The organism is Micromonospora sp. NPDC003776 (genome assembly GCF_053605645.1).
In genome coordinates this window covers 1-1,148 of sequence record NZ_JBSGJR010000982.1, presented here as the reverse complement: position 1 = coordinate 1,148, position 1,148 = coordinate 1, and the positions used below count along the sequence as shown (strand labels likewise).

Annotated in this window: 1 protein-coding gene; it reads left to right on the top strand. The window is 74.5% G+C overall.

Features of this window, described 5'->3' with window-relative positions; genetic code table 11:
* On the top strand, positions 1-1,148 hold a 1,148-nt coding region (locus ACWEVO_RS36900), incomplete at both ends, for a hypothetical protein (RefSeq protein ID WP_452312007.1).

Below are 1,148 nucleotides of genomic sequence, written 5' to 3'. Positions count from 1 at the left end.
CGCCGCGCGGGCGCTCGGGCTCGCCGACCGGAGCGCCGAACTGTTCGGCGGCGCCCCGGCCGCCGACGAGGGGACGGCGCTGCGCGACGCACGACGCGCCATGAACACTGCACTGTGGCCGGCGACCTGGGGATACTTCCTGGAGCACATGTTCGCCCCGGCGGTAGCGCCGGACACGATCGAACCGGTCCGCCAGCACTTCGTCGACTGGGTACGCGGCGCCGGGTCCCAGCCCGTGCTGCGCCTCGGGCAGCAGCCGTACGGCCTGCTGCCGGTGCTGCCGCTGGACCACTGGGCGGCCGCCGACGAGCCGCCCGCGGTCACCGGGCTGGCCGGCCTGCTCCGCGACTCGCTCCGGCCCGTCTGGACCGCCTCCGTCGCCGCCGTACCCCGACTCAGCGACCGGCCGGACACCGCCGACCCGGACACCCCCCACGAGAACCCGCTGCTCACGGTGCTGTCGCTGCAACCGACCTCGGTCAGCTTCCGGGGCCGCAGCGTGCTGGACATGTCATTCGTGGACGCGGCCTGGCGGTTCATCCGCAACACCCTCGACGACCAGCAGAAACTCAGCGACGCGTGGCGCACCGAGCAGGCCACGCTCGCCCGCGCCGCCCTGGACGCGCACGGGCTGGCCGGCGTCCACCCGAACCTGGCCCGCACCGTCTTCGCCTCCAACTACTTCCCGGTGCCGTTCCCGCTGGTCCAGGGCGCCGGATCACGGTCCGAGCCGCTGGCCGTCGACTGGCTCAGCCTGTTGCGCGACGCCGGATGGCAGGACCTGCGCGACGACGGGTTCCCACTGGCCGAGCGCCCCCTGCTGTACCTGCTGCTGCGCCACTCGCTGCTGGTGGCGTACCTATTCGCGGCCGGGGCGATGCCGCCCGCCGACCCATGGCGCGGCGGCGAGACGATCATGTACGGGATCGACGAGATCGACGACAACCTGGACGCGCCGCGACCACGGATGGTCTGGGAGCGGCTGACCGCCACGGCGTCGACCGGCCAGGCCAAGGGCGACCTGCTGGACGCCGCGCCGGCCGGGCCGCTGGCCGACGTCCGCGCCGCCGTCGACGCGCTCATCGGCGCGCCCGTACGGGTGCTCGAGCAGGCCGCGGCCGAGACGCTCGACCTGTCGTCGCACCGGC